This window comes from Paenibacillus sp. OT2-17 (genome assembly GCF_009827695.1).
Lineage (GTDB): Bacteria > Bacillota > Bacilli > Paenibacillales > Paenibacillaceae > Paenibacillus > Paenibacillus polymyxa_B.
Map to the genome: position 1 here is coordinate 1 of NZ_WUDQ01000300.1, position 4,433 is coordinate 4,433.

Consider the following 4,433-nt stretch of genomic DNA (forward strand, 5'->3'; position numbering starts at 1 on the left):
ATGGACAATGGACTTCTAGACTTGACGAAACTAGAAATTCCACTGTATCTGGGACGCTCTACCTACCGGTTGTTGAATAAAGATAGCAAAGAGAAAGATCATCCTTTTTACCTCAACAGATAAGGCTTTGCAGGATGAATTCTTGATGGATGTATGTGGACATTCGATAGGGATTTATTCTATATTAGTGTTTGATGATGGTTGCAAAAGAGGTGTTTATCATTAACCAAATCACCAACAATTCGATTCGCGTAAAGAAAATCAATCAAGAGCTCATTAAGCAGGCGCTGAAAATGATGGGACAGGGAACGAAATCAATGATTGCGAACGTCACGGGCCTTAGTGTGGCTACCTGCGGTAATATTCTAAATGAATTTCTAGAGACAGGTGAGGTGATCGAAACAGAATTGGAAGAGCCCAACGGTGGAAAGCCGGCCAGGCGTTATGTATACAATTCAAATTTTGCCTATATTGCTTGTCTCTATGCCAGTTCTGAAGGTGGCCAACATTCCCTGACCTATGTGGTGACAAATTTAATCGGGGAGACTCTAGATGAGGGATGTCAGAAAGTGTCTCTAGCCGACGCATCCGCTATCGATGGTATCATTGAAAGCCTGGTTGATAAGCATCCGGATATCAAAGCGCTTGGCATAGGAATTCCCGGTTTCGTCCATCAAGGAGTTATTAATGTGTGCGATATCGCCGAGCTGATAAACATTCCAGTTGAGGGAAAGTATGAGCTTGAGGTTACAGTCGACAATGATATGAATCTGACCGTCTATGGTTTCTATAAAAAACAACTATGATGAAGACAAAACGATTGTTGTCGTAACCTTTCCAAAGAATAACTTTCCTGGCTCTGGGATGATGATTGACGGTCATATTCATCGAGGAACGACTCAATTCGCAGGAGAGGTTTCCTTCCTGCCTTACGGGATCTCACGAGAGGAGCAATTCGCCCAGCTTCATCGCCAAGATACCTTTGTCGCACTGGCGGCGAAGACCATCATGTCTCTGATTGCAATAGTGAATCCTGAGACTGTAGCGTTAACAGGAGAGCTGGTAAGAGAGGAACATATCAAGGGAATTTACAACCAGTGCAAGGGTGTAATACCTGATGAACATATGCCGCAGATCATGGTATTAAACCATCCCCATGAGCATTATATAAACGGTTTGATTGCTGTCACACTGGAGAGCCTGAGCTATAATTTGCAACTTGTGGAAAAACGTCACTAATTCGAGGAGATTACTCCATTAAGCGAAAGACAAAAATAGTAACAATAAGAGATAAAACGGAGCAAGTTATCTTTTTATATCATAAGTACGTTTGCTTGTCGTATTGTTGGTTTTCTTCAACTTTATGTGTTCCATCCCTGCAATAAAAATAAGCAACGATCATAAGAATTTTTTTGAAAAAAGAGGTAATAAGTCCGCGTTAAGTGTGTTTTAAAATAATGTTCATTATTGACCAATTCCGTAAAGTTCCGTATATATAAAGGCTAAACGAGATCTCAATGTATCTGAATCAGTCATTTGGTATGATAGTCCTAACAGTCAGAGGTAGAGTTAACATCCGGCACCACGGCTCATAGGGGCCGGATGTGTATTTTTTTAACTTATATTTTTTCCGATAAAAAATGGTGTTATTTAGTGTATGACACTTTTGTCGGTGGACAAAAACATAGTCCCATTGAAAGTCGCTAAAATGGTATTATCCCCTTTTAGTAGACAAGAGAAAAAAGACATCTGTTAAGATGGACTTAATCTTGCCTAACGAAGGGGATTTTTTCATGGCTAAAAAAGGACAAACTTACCGGCGGTACTCCCTGGAATTAAAATTGGAGGCGGCCCGGCTGGTCAACGAAGAACATATGAGTATACGTGAAGTAGCGAAACGATTGGATATTCAAAATAAATCTCAAGTACAAGTATGGGCGGCGAAAACGAAACGTGGAATGAGCCTAGAACCTGCCACTTCCAAACGGGGACGCCCCCGAACGAAGTTTTCCAGTATGGAAGAAGAGATGGCATACTTGCGAGCGGAGATTGAATATTTAAAAAAGCAGTATCCAAATCTACACAAGGAGTGACGAGTAAAGCTGCTAGATTTCAGATCATAGAGGACTTGCGAGTACGCCATTGTCTTGTTTGGCTCTTGAAGTTAGCCGCGGTTTCCCGTTCAGGCTATTACAAGTGGAGAAAAAGCTGGCAAGCGGCAAAAGAACGTAGACAAAAGCAGCATGAATTGGAATCGCATCTGCTTGCCATCCATCGTATTCATCCCTACTTTGGTTATCTTCGAATGACGGTAGCTTTACGGAGGGAAGGCATTAGGGTCAACCACAAAAAGGTGTATCGGTTAATGAAACAATTAGGAATCTGTTCTGTCATTCGAAAGAAGCGTCGATTCTATGGAAAACAAGCTTCCGTGGTGAATCCGAATCGGCTTCAGCGCCAGTTTAAGGCGGATACGCCACGAACTAAACTGGTCACAGATATTACCTATATTCGTGCTGGAGAACAATTTGTGTACCTGTCTGTGATTCAGGATTTATACAATAACGAGATTGTAGCTTGGCATCTTTCGGAACGAAATGACCTCGCTTTGGTTCATGAAACGCTGGATAGACTCCGTCAGCACGTGGATGTGAGTGGCGTGATCCTACACTCGGATCAAGGATTTCAATACACGTCAAAGCCATTTAACCGTAAACTGAAACAACTCGGCATGCTAGGCAGTCACTCTAGGCGAGGAAATTGCCTGGACAATGCCTGTATCGAGTCTTTCTTCTCTCATTTAAAAACCGAGAAAATATACTTAAATGAGGCAGCTAACAAAGCTGAGGTTGAACAGCAAGTGAGTGAATACATTCTGTTCTATAACCAGAACCGATTCCAGAAAAAATTAAACGACCGTTCCCCGGTAGAATACCGGGAAACGGTCGCAGCTTAAATCATGTCTTTTTAGTACTGTCTACTTGACAGGGTTATGACCACAAGAACATAGTCCGATTACCGATTAGATGAGTATCTAAATGAAAAGCACTGTATAAGTAGCATAATACAGGGCAGTTTTCACATTCTTATGGAAACAAAGACTCGATAAGAAAAACACGGCAGCTAGGGATTTCAAGGAGCGTAATCCATAATTCTTTAATTATTTTGTTTTATTTTCATTTTATACGTACGCCTTCCAATTCTTCGATTTGCAAATCAGCAATGGAATATAAGACAGCTCTGCCAGCCATTTTCACACGATCATTTTCAAGTTTGCAGTATAAAGTTCCACCACGTTTAGAAAGCTGTCTTGCTGTTAACTCTTTTTTACCCAACCGTTTTGCCCAGTAGGGAATAAAGTTACAGTGCGCGGAACCGCATACTGGATCTTCATTTACGTTTAACTTTGGAAAAAAGCTTCTAGATGCAAAATCGAATTTTTCGCTTTTCGCTGTAATAGAGACACCAAGACCGTCTGGGTAACTCTTTCAGTTTAGAGAAATCAGGTGTAGCAGTTTGAACCGCTTCTTCACTTTCCAATACAAACATTAAGTCACGGCCTAAATACGTTTCTATAGGGGTAACACCAAGCGCTTCAACTAAAGAAAACTCTTCTGGCATTCTGCTCGGAAAATCCATCTCATAGAGGTCATCGTTTTGAAGGTAATTGAGTAAAGGCTTTTGCGTACATATTTCTTTTTCATCATCAATAAACTCTTTTTCAAATCCTTCATTACATACCCTCATGATATCGCTCCCAGTCTAAAAGTACAAAAACATGTACTATGTTCATTTAGATTGCCTTCTTTGCAAATGAAATGTACGGACTTATGATGGTGCCAAGGCTGCTAACTAATTTATATAATTAGCAGGCTAGTGATTATTGTAACATAACCCGTAGAGGAGACTAATTAAGCTTTGCAGTATTGCGACTATATGGTGCTAAAGAGAGGATAATAATTATGAAAAATCGTGTAACAGATATTCTTGGTATTGAAAAACCCATTTTACAAGGACCTATGAATTGGATTACGAATGCTGAATTTGTTGCTGCCATGAGTAATGCGGGCGGTTTAGGGATTCTCGGTCCTAATGCCGGTCAAAAGACAGTTACAGCCTCTCCAGAGGAAACCGCAGAACGTATGCGCCGTGAGATCCGTAAGACAAAGGAACTGACGGATAAACCATTTGGTTCAACTTTGATTGTTGGTGGAGATTTGAAATACACTTGGCCAATTTTAGAAATTGTCATTGCAGAAGGTGTGCAAGTTGCTCTTCTAAATGGCGTTGAAGGAACGCTAACTGAAAAGATTATTACCCCGTTAAAGGAAGCGGGAATTAAGATTGTTTACCGTCCGTTGAATCCAACTATTGAAGATGCCAAGGCTGCTCAAGCTATGGGTGTTGATATTTATGTTGTTACTGGGTTTGAT

Annotated in this window: 4 protein-coding genes and 1 pseudogene; 4 read left to right on the forward strand and 1 reads right to left on the reverse strand. The window is 40.8% G+C overall.

Features of this window, described 5'->3' with window-relative positions:
- The first annotated feature begins 212 nt into the window (after positions 1-212).
- The 3 genes from GRP75_RS29915 to GRP75_RS19915 all read left to right on the forward strand — a co-directional run bounded on the left by GRP75_RS29915 (position 213) and on the right by GRP75_RS19915 (position 2,956).
- Positions 213-806, forward strand: coding sequence for an acetate and sugar kinases/Hsc70/actin family protein (locus GRP75_RS29915; protein ID WP_237449113.1), 594 nt, complete (start codon positions 213-215; stop codon positions 804-806).
- Positions 781-1,239, forward strand: coding sequence for a hypothetical protein (locus GRP75_RS29920; RefSeq protein ID WP_237449114.1), 459 nt, complete (start codon positions 781-783; stop codon positions 1,237-1,239). Before GRP75_RS29915 ends, GRP75_RS29920 begins: the two co-directional genes overlap by 26 nt.
- Before the next feature lie 554 nt (positions 1,240-1,793).
- A protein-coding gene (locus GRP75_RS19915; RefSeq protein WP_369127583.1) for an IS3 family transposase occupies positions 1,794-2,956 on the forward strand; the annotation gives its coding sequence in 2 pieces (ribosomal slippage) (positions 1,794-2,058 and positions 2,058-2,956; 1,164 coding nt in all).
- Positions 2,957-3,176: 220 nt separating this feature from the next.
- On the opposite strand, the pseudogene GRP75_RS19920 reads toward GRP75_RS19915, so the two are convergent.
- Positions 3,177-3,651 (reverse strand): annotated as a pseudogene (locus GRP75_RS19920) (PhzF family phenazine biosynthesis protein); the annotation flags it as partial.
- 311 nt (positions 3,652-3,962) lie between these two features.
- Between GRP75_RS19920 and GRP75_RS19925 the strand changes: the two are divergent.
- Positions 3,963-4,433: nitronate monooxygenase (locus tag GRP75_RS19925; RefSeq protein ID WP_160790155.1), on the forward strand; the 471-nt coding region annotated here is incomplete at its 3' end.